Genomic DNA, 14489 nt, shown 5'->3' on the forward strand with positions numbered 1-14489 from the left:
AAAGCTTTAACGCAGGAACCTATCATGGCCCGTAAAATCATTATCGATACCGATCCCGGTCAGGACGATGCCGTCGCCATTCTTCTGGCTTTGGCCAGCCCAGAACTCGACATTCTCGGTATCACCGCAGTGGCAGGCAACGGCCCGCTGGCGCGCACCGAAATCAATGCCCGCACGATCTGCGAAGTAGCAAAAAAGCCGGAAACCAAGGTGTTCGCAGGCGCCATCCGTCCGCTGGTTCGTCCGCTCGTGACGGCTGAGAACGTGCATGGCAAGACTGGCCTTGATGGCTATGATCTGCCCGCCCCGACCATGCCGCTGCAAGTGCAGCACGGCGTCGATTTCATCATCGAAACGCTGATGAAGGAAGAAGCCGGCACCGTCACGCTCTGCCCGCTCGGACCGCTGACCAACATCGCATCCGCACTGATCCGCGAGCCGAAGATTGCTGAACGCGTCAAGGAAATCGTGCTGATGGGTGGCGGTTATTTCGAGGGCGGCAACATCACGCCGTCGGCGGAATTCAATATTTATGTCGATCCGCATGCCGCCGCGGTTGTGTTTAAATCCGGCATCAAGATCACCATGATGCCACTCGATGTCACCCATAAAGTGCTGACCACCGAGAAACGCATCGCCGCCATTCGCGGCATCGGCACCCATGTCGGCGAAGTGGTCGCGGCATGGCTCGAATTCTTCGAGCGCTATGACGAAGCCAAGTACGGAACCGATGGCGGCCCGCTGCACGATCCGAACGTCATCGCCTATCTCATCAAGCCGGAACTCTATTCCGGACGCCAGTGCAATGTGGAAATCGAGATCAACTCGGAGCTGACAATCGGTGAAACAGTCATCGACTGGTGGGAAGTGACCGACCGTCCAAAGAACGCGCTTTTCATCAAGGATGTGGATGCGGATGGCTTCTTCAGCCTGCTGACCGAGCGTCTGGCGACGCTCTAAATCTTATTTTAGCCACAAAAAAGCCGTGAGTGCCTTATTCTCGCGGCTTCTTCGCCATGTTTGGCGAGGCTTTTTTACGCAGTTTTCAGCTCAAATTGAGCGATATCAGCGAAAACTGCCCCAAATCTTCACTTTGTCACAATTTGCCAAGCCAGCATCATTGCTGACTTTGCAGAAGCGCTGCCACTTCCCCGGCGGTCGGCGCAGCCGAACCAGCACCGGCTCTTGTGACCGCAATCGCACCCGCTGCCGAACCGTACCGCACGCAATCATGCAAGGGCTGGCCTTGCGAAAATGCGACCGCGAAACCACCGTTGAAACTGTCACCGGCAGCAACCGTATCCACCACCTTGACCTTGAACGGCGCAAAGTGTTTCACCTCGTCTGCCGTCACCAGCAGCGCACCACGACTTCCAAGCTTCACGATGACCGTCTTCGGGCCACGCTCCAGAAGATTGCGCGCGGCGGCTTCCGCCGAAGCAAGATCGGTCGGCTCGATACCGGTAATTTCGGCGGACTCCGTCTCGTTGGGAGAGATAATATCGCTGAGCGAAATCAGGTCGGCCATGCGGCTCGCATCACCGACAGGAGCCGGATCGAGCAAAACGCTGCCGCCTGCCGCACGGGCCGCTTTGGCCACGGCCAGATTGGCTTCGTGCGGAACTTCGCGCTGCAACAGCGTAATCTTCGCCTTGGCAATATCGGCAGCGTAACCGTCGATGTCGGCAGTCGACCAACCCGCATTGGCTCCGGCGCAGACCGCGATCGTGTTCTGTCCGGCTTCCTCGACCTGAATGATCGCTATGCCCGTATCGACGCCGTCAATCACGCGCACGCTTCCGGTATTGAGGCCAAATTCCTGCATCTGCTTCAAGGCCAGTTCGCCAAAGGCATCATTGCCGACAGCACCGACGAAGCGAATGTCACCGCCAAGCTTGGCAACTGCAACCGCCTGATTGGCCCCTTTGCCGCCAAGACCAATACCATAGCCCGATGCATTCACGGTCTGTCCCGGACGCGGCAATGCCGCCATTCTGGCACTAACATCCACATTCACACTGCCGAAAATAAAAATCTTCAACGGCTTTCTCCATCGTTTAGAGCGCATTTCGATCCGATTGGATCAGATCTGCGCTCTAACTTCTTCTTTAAGCATAATCTTGATCGCCCTCGTTTCACTCCGGTCGGATTATGCTCTAGCTGCCGCACCATAGCTGCGCCGAAACAAAACTTCCACGCCGGGCTTGTCACCATGCACAGAGAGTGAAAAAGCCGCGGATTTCTCCGCGGCTTCATCATCTGACCCATTCGGGAGGACTTATTCAGCCTTCAGAAACTCGCCCACTTCCAGCAGGACGAATTCATTGTCATCCACCTTGTCGAGGGAACGGCCGGCGGAAAACGGCAGATTGTTGTCGTTGCCCACCACGATATGCGTGTCGTCGACACGATCCACATTCTCGATGGTCAGGAAAGGCATGTCGTAAATGCCTTCACGCCCGCCCTGGCGGCGCTTGTTTTCCGGGTCGGCAATGGCAAGCAGGTCGATATAGCCGATCTTGCGCACTTCCTTGCCAACATTGCTGTCGTCGAAAGCAATCTTGTAGATACGCTTGACCTTTGACGGCACATCGAAGCAATCGGCCTGCGGCTTCTTCGGATCGGCGCAGGCCTTGTCCGCCGTGCCGACGCCGTTGTCGCGCTCGATGACCAGCGCCGTGGTTTCATCCAGCATGTTGAAATCGCCGATGGCTTCGCCACCCTCCGCCAGCGGGTAGAGCCAGGAGCGACCCGTCCACTTCTTGTCGGCAACGCTAAATTCGATGACGCGCAAGCCAGTCTTGCCGCTTTCGGTCTTTTCCGGCGCAGCATCGACGAAAAGCGGACCTTCCAGAAGACCGTAGAGCTTCGAGCCGTCCTTGGACATGGCAAGCCCCTCGAAGCCGCCCGAACGCTTCAGATTGTAAGACGGCAGCTTGAGGCTCGGATTGGCTGGCAAAGCAAGCTTCGGATTGTCCGGCGACACCACTTCCGTCTCGCCGACGAAAGTCGGGATGACGTCGGTCAACTTGCCGTCCGTGTCGAATTTCAGCAGAAACGGACCGAATTCCTCACCAACCCAGAAACCGTCCGCCGCCGGCTGGATGGATTCCACGTCAAAATCGGCTCCGGTCAGATAACGCTTTTCAGCCCCTTCCATGACAATGGGAAACGGAGCTTTCCTGTCCGGATCGCTGAGGAACACAGTCTTTACGCGCTCGACCGTTCCCTTTTTCCAGTCGAACTTGACATTGTGCAGCATCAGCATGGCATCCGGCGAATTGAGCTTTGAACCGAAGCCATTGTCGGACAGCGACCAGAAGCTGCCGTCTTCCATGGTCTTGATGCCGGAAAAGCCCTGCACCGGCTGACCATCGAACGGCACCGAAAGGCCGGTCTTGCGCACGCCGTCCTTGCCTTCAACAGTGCCCGTGCCTTCCGCGCGCTTGCGGTCGGCGGTGGTGAACTTGCCTGACGTCTTCAGATGATCGGCCGCATCTTCCGGCGCGGCGATGATGGTGTTTGCAGGCAGAATAGCATGGGCCTTGAGCGTGGCTGGAAAGGCCTGTTCTTCAGCGGAGGCCGGAAACGCCAATGCGACGGCACCGGCAAGCATGGTCGAGGCGACGAGACGCGATATCATGATAAGTCCCCGTTGGAATTGACATACAGGGACGCAATTAGGCTGGCTTTGTATCGCTGGCTTGACGCTTCCGTGAAGCTTTGACGAAGGCCCCCAGCTTTCGCTGGAGGCCGCACCCAATCCAATTGTCAGACAGCGATCTTGCCGCCGCCCTGTTTGGTGATCGCCACCACGGCAGGCCGCACCGGCATATCGTCCTTGAAGTCCGGCCAGCGGGTGGACAGATCCTCGTAATAGGACGGACGGCCATGACCATCCCAATCCTCGCCGCCATCGCCCGGATGCTGCACGGCAACGAACGCCGTCTCATCATCGGGCGCAAACAGCGGGCCGCACATTTCCGCACCCACCGGCACGCGGTAGAACAGTTTCGAGGTAGCGCGCGCATCGCCTTCCGTATCAACCGCCCAAAGCCCGTCCGTGCGGCCGGTATCCTTGTTGCTGTTGCCATCGGTTGCGACCCACAGCCGACCGGCGCTATCGACGGCGGCATTGTCCGGCATACCGAACCAGCCATTGCGCGTCGTATCGGTGGAGAAGCTGGCACCAATTTCAGCCACGGTTGGATCGCCGCATTTCAGCAGCACTTCCCACTTGCCGGTTGTTGCGGCAAAATCCTGGCCATCTTCCTCAATCTCGATGATATGGCCAAAGGCGTTCTTGGCGCGCGGATTGGCGGCATCCACCTGATCATCCTTGCGCTTGGTGTTGTTGGTGAGCATGACGTAAACGCGGCCATTGACCGGGTTCGGTTGCACGTCTTCGGGGCGGTCCATCTTGGTGGCGCCGAGAAGGTCGCCTGCGCGCCGCGCTTCGATCAGCACATCAGCCTGACTTTTGAAGCCGTTCTGTTCGGTCAGCGGGCCCTGGCCGAAAACCAGTGGCATCCATTCGACCTTGCCATCCTCGTGGAATTTGGCCACGTGAAGCGTGCCTTCATCCAGCAGATCCATATTGGCGGCGCGATCATCCGGGTTGAACTTGCCCGCCGTCACGAACTTGTAGACATAATCGAATCGTTCGTCGTCTCCCAGATAGAAGACCACGCGTCCATCCTTGTTGACGATGGATTCGGCCCCCTCATGCTTGAAACGGCCGAGCGCGGTCCGCTTTTTCGGTGCCGAGTTCGGATCGGACACATCGACCTCGACAATCCAGCCGAAGCGGTTCGGTTCGTTCGGCTCCTTGGAAACATCGAAACGGTCGTAGAAACGTCCCCATTCATACGAGCCTTCGGGAATACCCATGCGCTTGTAATTGGCGGTTTCCGCATGACCTTCCGGCAGCTCGCCGATGAAATAGCCATGGATGTTTTCCTCGGCCATGATGTAGGTGCCCCACGGCGTGACGCCGCCTGCGCAATTGTTGACGGTGCCGAAAACCTTGGTGCCCGAAGGGTCGGCATTGGTCTTGACGCGATCATGACCGGCCACGGGACCGCTCAGCGCCATCTCGGTATTGGAGGTGATACGGCGGTTGTTTGCACCGTCGAGCACCGGTTGCCATTTGCCGTCCTGCTTGCGGATTTCGACAATTGTGCCGCCATGGGCAGCCATTTCGATATCCACCTGCTCTCTGGAGAGCGGGGCCTGCTCGACCTTGCCATCGACGATCTTCACAAGGCCGGGGAACATCAGATGCGGGTTGGTATATTCGTGATTGACCACGAGAAAGCCGTGTTCCGGCGATCCCTCGATAGCAATATAGCCGACATAATCATTGTTGTAGCCGAACTGGCGTGCCTGCGCTTCGGCAGACTGTTTCGCCGGATCGAAGTCCGGCGCATCGGCGAAGAGCTTGTCGCCCCAGCGCAAAAGCACATCGGCATCATAGCCTTCGGCGACATGGTGATGCGCATCGACACCGGCTTCGACCTCCTTGAAGGAAAAGGCCGAACCGGAGGCGGCGCGCGCTTCACCGGCGCTCATCAGTGCGAGCGGGCTGACGGTTGCCGCAATGGCCGAGACAGCGAGCGATCCACGCAGAAAACCGCGGCGGGAAAAGCGCCGGCTAATGATTTCACCCATGGTGGGATTGTCGGACGGATTGCGCGGATCGGCATCTGCTTCTTCCAACTGGCTGGTCTTGAACAGACTTGGCTGGGAAAGATTCTCTGACATTGCTGGCTCCCTATCGAACAGTGGAGTTGCAAATTAGAAGTACTCGATGACAGCCGGACGACATCGGGGCTGCCGCTGCGGAATTCTGCCCAGAAAATTTCTACCCTAGCGATAGAATAATTTTGCTGGCAAATGCGCTTTCCGATAAAACCATCCCGGTTTATCGATTGAGGGGTTGGTGATGACCGACATGACGACCGCACGGCGCAATATTGTTGTCCTGACGATGGCACAGGCACTTGGTGCTTCCAGCCCGCCTATCGTAATTTCGCTTGGCGGTCTGGTGGGCCAGAAACTGTCTTCCGATCCGGCGCTCGTCACGCTTCCCGTCAGCCTGTTCAATCTCGGCCTCGCACTCGGCACGCTGCCCGCAGCCTTCTTCATGCGCCAGTTCGGGCGCCGTAATGCCTATATGCTGGGCGCACTTGTCGGCGCTTCGGCGGGCGTGATCGCAGCGGCAGGTATTTTTGCAGCCTCCTTCCTTATCTTTTGTCTGGGCACGCTGACCGCCGGTTTCTACGCCGCCTATGTCCAGAGTTATCGCTTTGCAGCCACCGACGCGGCGGCGGACAATATGAAGGCACGCGCCATCTCATGGGTCATGGTAGGAGGGCTCGTCGCGGCAATCGTCGGGCCACAGCTCGTCATCTGGACGCGCGATACCATTCCGGATGCGATGTTTGCGGGCAGCTTCCTCAGCCAGGCGATGCTGGGCCTTCTGGCCCTTCCCGTCCTTTTCATGCTGCGTGCGCCGAAGATCCGCAAAGACCCCGGCGCTGTCCATGACACGGGCCGTCCTCTTGGCGAAATTCTCCGTTCGCCACGCTTCATCCTTTCCGTCGCTGCTGGCGTTTGTTCCTATGCGCTCATGACATTTGTGATGACGGCAGCGCCTATCGCCATGGTCGGCCATGGCCATTCCGTCGACCATGCAGCACTTGGCATCCAGTGGCATGTGCTGGCCATGTTCGCGCCGAGCTTCTTCACCGGAAAGCTCATCACCCGTTTCGGCAAGGAAAAGATAACCGCGCTCGGGCTGGTATTGATCGCCTTCTCCGCCATCATTGCGCTGGGCGGTTTCGATGTCGGTCATTTCTGGGGCGCGCTGATCTTCCTCGGCATCGGCTGGAATTTCGGCTTTATCGGCGCAACCGCCATGATAACGGACTGCCACACGCCAGCAGAACGCGGCAAGGCACAGGGCGCCAATGATTTCATCATGTTCGGCACCGTAGCCTGCGCTTCGTTCTTTGCAGGTTCGCTGCTGCATTCTTCAGGCTGGGAAACCATCAACTGGCTCGTCTTCCCGATAGTCGCCCTTGTTCTGGTGCCGCTTATCCTGCGTCTGAAGCCGAAAAGGGCTGCAGCCGAAGCCTAGAGCGGTTCCTATTTCAACAGAATCGCCGGAACCGCTCTAACTATTTGTTTCATCGCATTATCCTACGCAAAACCGTTTCACACTTTTGCTGGAAATGCTCCGATCATTCAAAACCCTGCTCTTTCATCCAGAGCCTGCCGCCTTCGGACACCGCGTCGTAAACGGCGCCACCGAGGGCGGCACCGATATCCGTATGCAAACCTGCATATGATGCTACCTCTCCTGTCTGCCCGTGGGGAGCTGAGACGGCGATGCAATCCGTTCCGGTCCCGGTTGCGGCTCTGCCGCCAATTGTGAGGCCAAGTTCGATAATGGCAGCGGTGCGAGCCTCGGCAGCAATCGACATTGCCTCTATATGGGCTGCAACCGACAAGGGCCTATCGATGTGAGCCAGAAGATTGATGGTCCCGGCTGGCATCTTCATCTGCGAGAGCTCACCCACCCTCCCCGCATTCGACAGGCCGACGGTAGCAAGACAGGCAGCATGTGCTTCGCCGGAGCGCCGCGTTGCGACATGGTGCTTTTGTACGCTGCGCGATGTCATCATCTGCACCGCTTCGCTATAACCGGCTTCCGTCAGTCTTTCCTGCAACAAAACTGCCGGATCAACGTCAAGCGTCAGATCATCATTGCGCACTTCCAGCCAGGCGACGGAACGCGCCGAGACGAAACCCGGACGCGTCAGTGACCAGCTCAGAATATTATGCTGGTGCGGAAATTCAGCCGCAAGCACCCGGCCGGAACAATGGATCGTGAAAGGCAGCATCAGCGATCTATCGCAGATCGGCGCAGAAATCGCGACCAGCGCCTTCAAGCCATCCACAGAACTGCCGGTTGACGCGGCAATAAAGCACGGCTTCGTGACTTGGCCACAGTTTCACAAGAAGATATTCATCTCGGAACATTGTTTCGCGTGTCACGGAAACTGACAAGCGGTTTTACTCTGGATTGCGCCATGATCAACGATCTCACCGATGAGATATTCTGGATATTCACCATCGGGTGCTGCATTCTCTTCATCATGCGCCTTCTTTCGCCACCCCCGCGCCATAAGGCCGATCAGGCGCAAGACATCAATACACTGCGTCCTCGCCGCCGTTCGCGCCGCCGCCGGTTTCAGGCACTGGACTGAGTTCGGAACGGCGCTCCAAAAATATATCCTCGATAGCGCCGACAAAGCTATGTACAGTGCCAAATCCAAGGGCAAGAAATGGGGCAGCGGCTCTGGGATTAGAGCGCGTTTCGATCTGATAGGATCAGATCGGCGCTCTAACTTCCTCTATTTCAAGCATAATCTTATCGATCCTCGTTTCACTCCGGTCGGATTATGCTCTAATCTGCCGTGCGGATGACCCAGAATTTTTCCAGATCGCTTGGATTGTCCCATGCTGCCACAGCACCGGGGCGAACAAGGAAAATATCGCCCGCAACGAATGTCGCGCTTCCCTCAACGGGATTGGAGAGCGTGACTTCGCCCTTGCGCAACATCATCAATTCCGAAAACGAATAGGTGATCGGATGGCGCGCATAGGGGGTGGTGGCCCAGGTGCCCCACGAGAGCAAGTCCTCGCTCTGGAATTCGTGACGGGCGGTTTGCGGCGCAGGCGTGGTCAGGAGCGCTGCATTGGGTGCGCCGCCAGACGACATCGGGTACTCAAGATCGAGTTTGGCCGGGAATAGCTGCGGATTGTCCTGATGCAGAACAAGGATGATGCAATCCGCCGATTTTGCATCCCACGAAAATACGCCTGCCGGGAGGTTGGCCACCTCGCCCTTGGTCAGCCTAATCTCGGTGCCGTTGTTGTCGCGGATCGTTAAAGCACCATCGCGGAGCATTATGATGGATGAGAAGCGGCTTTCCGCGTCTTTTCCGTTCCCCGAAAGGATGGCGCGGCCGAAGCCAAAATGTTCGGTCGCTTGTTCGTTCAGGCCGATCGTTTGAAAGGCCGTTTTCAGGTCCGAGGCGCAAGAAGGTGCGGTGCCCAGGTTGATTACGTTTTTCAGCACGTTGGATTCTTTCTGTATGGGGAATTATTTGGATGCGAAGCCAAGGCTGTCCTTGATCCAGTACCAGCGGATGCCAAGATCCATCACCGGCTTGCGGATGGCATGCCAGGCAAGCCGCGGAATCTTGGTGGTCGGATAAACCATGGGGCGACCTTCGGCGATGTATTCCGCATACATCTTGCCGAAGGCAGTCGCCATGGCCACGCCCCGGCCATTATAGCCAAGCATGACATGCAAGCCTTGGGCCGGATTGTGCAGGTGAGGCAGACCGTCCATGGTCAGCGCCACATGGCCGGACCAGTGATAATCGATGCCGATACCGTCCAGTTGCGGAAACAGTCTGACCATTCCAGCCTTGAGCGCGTCCATCAGGGCTTTCTTCTCAGTCATCCCGACCGCGCCGCGTCCGCCGATGAGAAAACGGCCGTCTTCAGATTGGCGCATGTAGAAAGCGATCTTGCGTGTTTCGGACAGGACCACACCGCCCGGCATGACCTCGCGACGCTGCTTTTCCGAAAGCGGTTCGGTCGCGATCAGCATGCTTTGCACAGGAAGAATGCTCTGAGCGAGCCCCGGCACAAGATTGCCTGTATAGGCATTGGTCGCGACAAGCGCTTCACGCGCGCGAACCGTCCCGTTTGCGGTCTTTGCGATCCAGTCGCCGTTTTCCTGCGTCAGAGAGGTGACGGGGGAATCTTCAAAAATCTGAACACCGCGCGCCGTGGCAGCGCGTGCAAGCCCGCGCGCATAGTCCAGCGGTTGCAGGGCGCCAGCACGCGGATCGCGCCACCCGCCGAAATAGCGGTCTGTGCCGGAAAGCGCGGCAACCTGCGCACGGTCCAGAATCTCGACCTCGACGCCTTGCGCCTGCCATTGCCGCGCACGTTTATGGACGGCAGCAGTCGCAAGCTGGGAATGCGCGGCCTGAATCCAGCCGGTACGAACGGGTGCACATTTGATGTCATGTTCCCGTATAAGATCAAAAACGAGATCGCCCACGCCGCCGACGAGATCGATCATACGCCTGCCGTGTTCTGGCCCAAAGGTTGCCAGAAGGTCTTCGGGATCGTGTTTCAGCCCCGGAATCACCTGTCCGCCATTGCGTCCCGATGCACCGAAGCCGACATGGCGCGCTTCAAGGACCACCACCGTCTTTCCGCGTTCAGCAAGGAACAATGCGCTTGAAAGACCTGTAAAACCGCCGCCGACTATAACGACATCCGCCTCATGCACGCCGTTCAGTCCGGGGTGGTTCGGCTTGGCCTCGCCAGTTTCGTTCCACCATAATGAGCGCGAGAAGCTCTCTGGGCTGCTTGCCATTTTCATTTTTCTCCAGCGTATCTAGAGCATTTCCTGCTTTTCCTGAATCATTGGAAATGCTCTATCTTCTTGCTTTTGCGCGCATCTTGTTCCGAAAACTGTTTCATATTTTTCGGAATGCGCTCTAGAGCGCGTTTCGATCTGATTGGATCAGATCGGCGCTCTAACATCTTCTATTTCAAACATAATCTTGATCGTCCTCGTTTCACTCCGGTCGGATTATGCTCTAATCGGCTCGCCAGGCGGTTCACTCGGGTTTGTTCACCCAGAGCACAAAAGCTTCGGCTTCACCGTTATTGAAGAACCTGTGGCGGGTCGTTGAAGGCAGTGCAAACCCGTCCCCTGCCGAAAGCAGGTACTGGGCGTCTTCAATCTGCAGTGTGAAGCTGCCCGAAATCACATAGCCCAGCTCCTCGCCTGAATGCGTGTAGCATTCCTCACCGGAGCTGCCGCCCGGGATGATCCGCACCGCAAAGGATTTCATGGTCTCGATAAGTTCGGGCGAAGCGCGGTGCTTGATGACACCACCAGCGTTCAGCACTTCCGGCTGCTCGCCCCCACGCAGCACATAGGGATTGGCGCGGGCAGCCGCCGCAAAGCCCTGCGGATCGATGAGCTGCGCCGGGCTCATCGAAAGCACTTCGGCAATCGTGTAGAGAGTGCGCACCGTCGGCGACACGAGGCCGCGCTCGATTTGCGAGAGCGCCCCTGTCGACAGGCCGGAAACTTCCGACAGATAACCGAGAGTAAGACCCAGCGCCTGCCTTCGCATGCGGATGCGCGCACCGACATCCCCCGAGTCGTTGGGTGCAGGTTCGCTGGCCGGGGCGATCGGGGATATTTCTGCCTTGTTCACTTTTGGCATCCTTTAGTGGCTCTCGCTACGAACTTGATTGAATCGGGGTTGATTAGTTTTCACTATTCTGCTTCATATTTGATCAACGTTCAATAAACTAAAAACAAAATCCATCCAAAACATGGAGGGGGACATATCGGACATGGCTCACAAGGATACACCTTACTGGTGGGAAGCGGCCCCGCCGCTCAGCGCCGAGAAGAGCTCGGTCGAGCCGAATTGCGATGTTGCTATCGTTGGCGCGGGCTATGCGGGACTTTGCGCCGCCCTTCATCTTGCGCGTGCCGGGCGAAAGGTTCAGGTCTTCGAGCGGGAACAACTGGGCTATGGCGCCTCCAGCCGCAACGGCGGCTTTACCAGCGGTAATATTCGTCCCGACGACAAGACGCTGATCCGCAAGTTCGGCTTGGAACGCGCCGTCAAGATTGCTGCCGAAGGCCATGAAGCGCGCCGCTTCATGATCGATTTTCTGGCCGATGAAGGGATCGACGCGGATTTCCAGCTTGTGGGACGTTTCAGCGGTGCGATGACACGCGCCGAATATGACGTCATGGCCCGAAGCTCCGAAGCCATCCAGCGTGCGACCGGTATCGAATCATATGCTGTGCCCTTGAACGAAGTGCGCCAGCATATCGCGACGGACCTCTATGCGGGCGGCAGCGTGCGTATGGATATAGGCGGCCTGCATCCGGCGAAGTTCCATGCGGAACTGGTGCGGCTGGCACTTGCCGAAGGTGTGTCGATCCACAGCGAATGCCGCGTGGAAACTATTGATAACAAAACGGTAATTACCGAACGCGGACGCACTCAGGCACGCGAGGTTCTTGTCTGCACGAACGGTTATACCGACCATTCGGACCGCTGGTTGCGTCAGCGACTGGTGCCCTTGCGTTCACGAATCATCGCAACCGAGGATCTGGGTGAGGAGCGTGTGCGGGAACTGGTGCCGGGCCTGAAAATGCTCACCGACACCCGTGCGATGACTTACTATTTCCGTCCCTCGCCGGATGGGCGACGCATTTTGTTCGGCGGTCGCGACGTAACGAACCGCGGCGACCCGCATAGTGCCACGCACCGCAACTATACGGAAATGTGCAGAATTTTCCCTCAGCTCGAAGGCGTAGGCATCTCTCATAGCTGGTTCGGCTATGTGGCAATGAACCGGGATATGGTTCCCCGCATCTTTCGGCGCGGGGCGGTTCATTACGCAACCGGGTTTTGTGGGTCAGGCGTCGTCTGGGCGCCCTGGCTCGGCCTCAAGGTCGCGCAGAAGATATTGGGCGTCCCCAACAGCGAAAGCAGTTTTGATTTCCGCCCCCCGCGTTTTGTCCCGACATGGCGCGGAAACGCATGGTTCATGCCGCTGGTTTTTGCCGACCTCGAACGCAAGGACCGCAAGGTGGAAGCATTGGCATCCGCTGAACGTGCATCGAGAAACGGCTCGGGCTCCCACGGTGGTCGAAAATGAGAAACACCGACATGAACACCGGCTACTACAAATTTCACTTTAACGAACGCGGTTTCATAGCCAGCGTTACGAACAACAAGCTTATCGCTGCATTTAGGAAGGAGAATGTCATGCGTCTCAAGAAAATTTTCGGCCTGGCGGCCATAGCGGCCATAATAGCAGGCGCGATGCCCGCTTCGGCTCAAGAGGTTGTCAAGGTGGGCTCGTCGCCCACCGGTCTGCCGTTCACTTTTATGAATACACAAACCAAGGCGATGGACGGCGTATTGATCGATGTGGTCAAGGCGATTGAACCCGATATCGGCATCAAGGCGGAATTCGAGGCTGTGCAATTTTCGGCGCTCGTGCCGTCGCTCACCTCAAGCAAGATCGATATGATCGCGTCGGCCATGTTCATCACCGAGGAACGTGCAAAAGTCGTGGACTTTTCCAATCCGGTCTATGGCTATGGCGAAGGTGTCTTCGTACCGGTTTCCGACGATACCGCCTACAAGACCTACGCGGATCTCAAAGGCAAGACCGTCGGCGTGCAGGTGGGAACCACCTTTGTCGATCTCTTCAAGAAAAGCGGTCTGTTCAGCGATGTAAAGGTCTATAAGGGCATTCCCGACATCATCGCTGATGTGAATGCCGGACGCATCGACGCCGGTTTCGGGGATGGCCCGATGGCTGCCTATTATCTTAAACAGGGCCAGTTCCCGAAGGTGAAGATGGTCGAGAGCTACGAAGCTTCGGCTGGCGGCGAATTCGGTATTGCCCTGCGCAAGGGCGATGAACGCATGCCCAAGATCAATGCGGCTATCGCCCGCATCAAGTCGGACGGCACGCTCCAGAAAATTCTCGCAAAATACGGACTGAAATAATTCCGATGCGAGCGCGGGGATTGCTCCTCGTGCTCGAGATTTCTGGTGTGCTCCACGCGCGCATCCATGCAGAAGCCTTTCATGCTTTTCGGGTGCGCGCGCAACGGGGCCAGCCGGCCGCAGGGCCTAATTCCCCGTTCGATCGCCGCCAAAAAACAGAGTTATAGCCAATGCAAAATTTTCTCACGGACATTAGCGAGTTCTTCCCGGTTCTGCTGGAAGGCGTGAAGTACACGCTTCTCGTGACCCTGGGTTCTCTTGTCCTGTCGACCCTTCTGGGGCTTGTCTGGGCGCTGATGCGGGTGTCGGGAATCCGCTGGCTGTCGGCCATCGCCGCAACTGTCGTCAATGTGATCCGCGGCATCCCCATTCTGGTGCAGCTGTTCTATATCTATTTCGTTCTACCGGAATTCGGCATTTCACTTTCCGCCCTTCAGGCTGGTATCATCGGCCTCGGCATTGCCTACTCGGCTTATCAGGCGGAAAATTTCCGCGCTGGTATCGAAGCCATCGACCATGGGCAGACGGAAGCCGCGCAATCCATCGGCATGGGCTGGTTCATGACAATGCGTCGCGTGATCCTGCCGCAAGCCGTTCGTGTGATCCTGCCGCCATACGGCAACATCATGGTCATGCTTTTGAAGGACAGCTCGCAGGCATCGGCCATCACCGTCGCTGAACTGACCCTGCAAGGCCAGTTGCTCGCCTCCTCGACCTTCAAGAACATGAGCGTCTATACGCTGGTTGCCATGTTCTATCTCTGCCTGAGCCTTCCCCTGATGATGGCTGTCGGGCGCCTCGAAAAGCACTTTGGTAAAAGAAACGGACATTGAT

Annotated in this window: 13 protein-coding genes and 1 pseudogene; 6 read left to right on the forward strand and 8 right to left on the reverse strand. The window is 57.5% G+C overall.

Annotated features, from left to right (window positions below; translation table 11 throughout):
- Positions 1–24: 24 nt before the first annotated feature.
- Complete coding sequence (locus CQZ93_RS24055) at positions 25–960, forward strand: nucleoside hydrolase (protein WP_105545019.1); 936 nt, start codon at positions 25–27, stop codon at positions 958–960.
- A gap of 157 nt (positions 961–1117) precedes the next feature.
- Here CQZ93_RS24055 and rbsK read toward each other — a convergent pair whose 3' ends face one another.
- The 4 genes and pseudogenes from rbsK to CQZ93_RS24075 form a co-directional block, all read right to left on the reverse strand.
- A complete protein-coding gene (gene rbsK, locus CQZ93_RS24060; protein ID WP_105545020.1) occupies positions 1118–2068 on the reverse strand; it encodes a ribokinase in 951 nt (316 codons plus the stop codon).
- A pseudogene (locus tag CQZ93_RS27065) lies at positions 2059–2172 on the reverse strand (invasion associated locus B family protein); the annotation flags it as partial. The pseudogene CQZ93_RS27065 and the gene rbsK, both read right to left, overlap by 10 nt.
- 106 nt (positions 2173–2278) lie before the next feature.
- Positions 2279–3643 carry an esterase-like activity of phytase family protein gene (locus tag CQZ93_RS24070; protein WP_105545021.1) on the reverse strand — a complete coding sequence of 455 codons (1365 nt, stop codon included), beginning with the start codon at positions 3641–3643 and terminating at the stop codon, positions 2279–2281.
- 128 nt (positions 3644–3771) lie between these two features.
- Entirely contained in the window at positions 3772–5763 is a 1992-nt protein-coding gene (locus tag CQZ93_RS24075) for a PhoX family protein (protein ID WP_105545022.1), read from the reverse strand.
- Positions 5764–5944: 181 nt separating this feature from the next.
- Here CQZ93_RS24075 and CQZ93_RS24080 point away from each other — a divergent pair, with 181 nt between their 5' ends.
- Positions 5945–7141 (forward strand): MFS transporter, encoded by a 1197-nt coding sequence (locus tag CQZ93_RS24080; protein ID WP_105545023.1) that lies wholly within the window; start codon positions 5945–5947, stop codon positions 7139–7141.
- A gap of 103 nt (positions 7142–7244) precedes the next feature.
- Here CQZ93_RS24080 and CQZ93_RS24085 read toward each other — a convergent pair whose 3' ends face one another.
- Entirely contained in the window at positions 7245–7964 is a 720-nt protein-coding gene (locus CQZ93_RS24085) for an adenosylcobinamide amidohydrolase (RefSeq protein WP_286154246.1), read from the reverse strand.
- Positions 7965–8096: 132 nt separating this feature from the next.
- Here CQZ93_RS24085 and CQZ93_RS26740 point away from each other — a divergent pair, with 132 nt between their 5' ends.
- Complete coding sequence (locus CQZ93_RS26740; protein ID WP_181153465.1) at positions 8097–8273, forward strand: hypothetical protein; 177 nt, start codon at positions 8097–8099, stop codon at positions 8271–8273.
- A gap of 200 nt (positions 8274–8473) precedes the next feature.
- Here CQZ93_RS26740 and CQZ93_RS24090 read toward each other — a convergent pair whose 3' ends face one another.
- The 3 genes from CQZ93_RS24090 to CQZ93_RS24100 form a co-directional block, all read right to left on the reverse strand.
- Positions 8474–9148, reverse strand: a complete 675-nt coding sequence (locus tag CQZ93_RS24090) for a cupin domain-containing protein (RefSeq protein WP_286154247.1) — start codon at positions 9146–9148, stop codon at positions 8474–8476.
- A 24-nt stretch (positions 9149–9172) separates the two neighbouring features.
- The gene (locus CQZ93_RS24095; RefSeq protein WP_105545291.1) at positions 9173–10468 is read right to left on the reverse strand and encodes an NAD(P)/FAD-dependent oxidoreductase; all 1296 of its coding nucleotides are present in this window, start codon (positions 10466–10468) and stop codon (positions 9173–9175) included.
- A gap of 247 nt (positions 10469–10715) precedes the next feature.
- Positions 10716–11333 (reverse strand): cupin domain-containing protein, encoded by a 618-nt coding sequence (locus tag CQZ93_RS24100; RefSeq protein WP_105545025.1) that lies wholly within the window; start codon positions 11331–11333, stop codon positions 10716–10718.
- Positions 11334–11466: 133 nt separating this feature from the next.
- On the opposite strand from CQZ93_RS24100, the gene CQZ93_RS24105 reads away from it, so the two are divergent.
- From CQZ93_RS24105 to CQZ93_RS24115, 3 genes are all read left to right on the forward strand, one after another.
- The gene (locus CQZ93_RS24105; RefSeq protein WP_105545026.1) at positions 11467–12792 is read left to right on the forward strand and encodes an NAD(P)/FAD-dependent oxidoreductase; all 1326 of its coding nucleotides are present in this window, start codon (positions 11467–11469) and stop codon (positions 12790–12792) included.
- A gap of 110 nt (positions 12793–12902) precedes the next feature.
- Positions 12903–13655, forward strand: a complete 753-nt coding sequence (locus tag CQZ93_RS24110) for an ABC transporter substrate-binding protein (RefSeq protein WP_105545292.1) — start codon at positions 12903–12905, stop codon at positions 13653–13655.
- A 170-nt stretch (positions 13656–13825) separates the two neighbouring features.
- The gene (locus tag CQZ93_RS24115) at positions 13826–14488 is read left to right on the forward strand and encodes an amino acid ABC transporter permease (protein WP_105545027.1); all 663 of its coding nucleotides are present in this window, start codon (positions 13826–13828) and stop codon (positions 14486–14488) included.
- The last annotated feature ends 1 nt before the right edge of the window (position 14489 follow it).

The organism is Ochrobactrum vermis, assembly GCF_002975205.1.
In the GTDB taxonomy this organism is placed as follows: domain Bacteria; phylum Pseudomonadota; class Alphaproteobacteria; order Rhizobiales; family Rhizobiaceae; genus Brucella; species Brucella vermis.

Coding starts and splice junctions, on each gene's coding strand:
- CQZ93_RS24095 (WP_105545291.1), bottom strand. CDS start 10,468: ATGGCAAGCAGCCCAGAGAGCTTCTCGCGCTCATTATGGTGGAACGAA.
- rbsK (WP_105545020.1), bottom strand. CDS start 2,068: ATGCGCTCTAAACGATGGAGAAAGCCGTTGAAGATTTTTATTTTCGGC.
- CQZ93_RS24100 (WP_105545025.1), bottom strand. CDS start 11,333: ATGCCAAAAGTGAACAAGGCAGAAATATCCCCGATCGCCCCGGCCAGC.
- CQZ93_RS24070 (WP_105545021.1), bottom strand. CDS start 3,643: ATGATATCGCGTCTCGTCGCCTCGACCATGCTTGCCGGTGCCGTCGCA.
- CQZ93_RS24075 (WP_105545022.1), bottom strand. CDS start 5,763: ATGTCAGAGAATCTTTCCCAGCCAAGTCTGTTCAAGACCAGCCAGTTG.
- CQZ93_RS24110 (WP_105545292.1), top strand. CDS start 12,903: ATGCGTCTCAAGAAAATTTTCGGCCTGGCGGCCATAGCGGCCATAATA.
- CQZ93_RS24055 (WP_105545019.1), top strand. CDS start 25: ATGGCCCGTAAAATCATTATCGATACCGATCCCGGTCAGGACGATGCC.
- CQZ93_RS24115 (WP_105545027.1), top strand. CDS start 13,826: ATGCAAAATTTTCTCACGGACATTAGCGAGTTCTTCCCGGTTCTGCTG.
- CQZ93_RS24105 (WP_105545026.1), top strand. CDS start 11,467: ATGGCTCACAAGGATACACCTTACTGGTGGGAAGCGGCCCCGCCGCTC.
- CQZ93_RS26740 (WP_181153465.1), top strand. CDS start 8,097: ATGATCAACGATCTCACCGATGAGATATTCTGGATATTCACCATCGGG.
- CQZ93_RS24080 (WP_105545023.1), top strand. CDS start 5,945: ATGACCGACATGACGACCGCACGGCGCAATATTGTTGTCCTGACGATG.